General features: G+C 71.8%; 3 protein-coding genes. 2 read left to right on the top strand and 1 reads right to left on the bottom strand.

The features are described 5' to 3' along the window. Window positions 1–316: TSUP family transporter (locus tag D183_RS0117795; RefSeq protein ID WP_017910192.1), on the top strand; the 316-nt coding region annotated here is incomplete at its 5' end. A 194-nt stretch (window positions 317–510) separates the two neighbouring features. Further along, window positions 511–1,530: a glycoside hydrolase family 5 protein gene (locus D183_RS0117790; RefSeq protein ID WP_232757304.1), complete on the top strand. Its 1,020-nt coding sequence runs from the start codon at window positions 511–513 to the stop codon at window positions 1,528–1,530. Between the two features lie 27 nt (window positions 1,531–1,557). Here D183_RS0117790 and D183_RS0117785 read toward each other — a convergent pair. Next, window positions 1,558–1,946, bottom strand: a 389-nt coding sequence (locus D183_RS0117785; RefSeq protein ID WP_017910190.1) for a haloacid dehalogenase-like hydrolase, incomplete at its 5' end; no start/stop codon positions are given.

Below are 1,946 nucleotides of genomic sequence, written 5' to 3'. Positions count from 1 at the left end.
CGGTGGCGGCTGGGGCCCGGTGGCGACCTCGACCCTGCTCGCCCACGGCGGCCAGGCCCGCACCACCATCGGCACAGTCAACGCCGCCGAGTTCCTGGTGACGCTGTCGATCTCGCTGACCTTCCTGCTGACCATGGGCGTGCAGCACCTGGACATCGTGCTCGGCCTGCTGGTCGGCGGCATGCTCGCCGCGCCGCTGGCGGCGCTGCTGGTCAAGCGCGTGCGCGAGCGCTGGGTGCTGGTGGCGGTGGGCCTGCTGGTGCTGGGCATCAGCCTGTATCAGGTGGGCGGGGCGCTGTATCGGTGGTTGGGGTGAGGCCCGGGATTTGGGAGTCGGGATTGGGGATTCGCAAAGGCGGTCTCCGCGGCGCCTGAAGCCGTTGCGCTGGTGACCCGTTCTGCGGTCAGGCCGGGTTCGCTTTTGCTGGGGCGGGCCGCGCGATGATCGCGGCCGGGACGCTGCCACTGATGGCCGCGCGTCTCGCCCCGCCCTCCCCCCGCGAGACCGCCATGCGCCATGCCCTTCCGCTCTTCCTGGCCTTGCTGTGCCTGGCGCTGCCTGCGCCGCGCGCGCAGGCCGACGACGCCTTCGCCCGGCTCGGGCGCGGGGTCAACATCCTCGGCTACGACCCGCTGTGGAACGACCCGGCGAAGGCGCGTTTCCGCCCGCCGCTGTACCGCACGATCCGCGACGGCGGCTTCCGCACGGTGCGGCTCAACCTGCAGGCCTTCGCGCACATGGACGCGGGCAACCGGCTCGACCCGACCTGGCTGAAGACGCTGGACACGGTGGTCGACCAGGCCACCGCAGCCGGCCTGAACGTGATCCTGGACGAACACGACTTCCATCCGTGCGCCGCCGATGCCGCGCTGTGCCGGACCAGGCTGCTGGCGTTCTGGAACCAGGTCGCCCCGCGCTACCGCCACGCGCCGCCGTCGGTGCTGTTCGAGATCCTCAACGAGCCCAACGGCCAGATGACCAGCGCGGTGTGGAACGATTTGCTGCGCGATGCGTTGCAGATCATCCGCCGCAACAACCCGACCCGCACGGTGGTGGTGGGCCCGGCCAGCAGCAATTCCTTCACCGCGCTCGACAGCCTGCGCCTGCCCGAGGACGATGCGCACCTGCTGGTCACCGTGCACTACTACAACCCGTTCCGCTTCACCCACCAGGGCGCGCCGTGGGCCCCGGCAGACATCCGCGACCACACCGGCGTGAGCTGGGGCAGCGCAGCCGACCGGACCAAGCTCTACGGCGAGTTCGACCGCATCGCGGCCTGGGCCAAGGCGCATCACCGGCAGGTACTGCTGGGCGAGTTCGGTGCCTACGAGCAGGCGCCGCCGGCCGATCGCCTGGCCTGGACGGTGGCGGTGGTCAACGCCGCCGAGAAACGCCATTTCGCCTGGGCGTATTGGGAGTTCGAGGGCAGCTTCGGCGCCTACGACATCGACCGCGGGCAATGGGTCGCGCCGCTGCACCATGCGCTGGTGGGCAGCGACAGCGCTTACCGCGGGTCTGCCGGCGGCTGATGCCGGCCTTCCCCGCCGCGGCGCGCCCTAGCGGGAACCGACGACCTCGCCGGCGCGGTCGCGGCAGCCCCAGTTGAGGATCGGCGTGCCGGACGGCAGCAGCCGGCGGAACACCGCCACCGCGCCGTGCTTGGGATTGACCACCACCGGCGCGGCCGCGGCCTGCAACAGCGGCAGATCGGCGGTGCTGTCGGAATAGGCCATGGCGATCTCGCCGTAGCCCAGTTCGCGCAGCATGCGCATCTTTTCCTCGTTGTGGCAGTGGCGCGTGGCGGTGACCGCGCCCAGGCGCGGGCCGATCAGGCTGCCGACCACCGGCACGTCCTGGTGCGCGACGAAGCCGAGGATGGCGCGCGCCAGTTCCGGCGGCGCGCCGGTGGCGACCACCACGCGATCGCCGGCGGCGCGGTGCCGGG

It is taken from the genome of Xanthomonas sp. SHU 199 (assembly GCF_000364665.1).
In the GTDB taxonomy this organism is placed as follows: domain Bacteria; phylum Pseudomonadota; class Gammaproteobacteria; order Xanthomonadales; family Xanthomonadaceae; genus Xanthomonas_A; species Xanthomonas_A sontii.
The sequence above is the reverse complement of the archived record's forward strand: the minus strand, read 5'-3'. Positions and strand labels throughout refer to the sequence as shown.

Excerpts from the sequence above, each read along its gene's own strand:
- D183_RS0117790 (WP_232757304.1), top strand. The coding sequence starts at position 511 with ATGCGCCATGCCCTTCCGCTCTTCCTGGCCTTGCTGTGCCTGGCGCTG.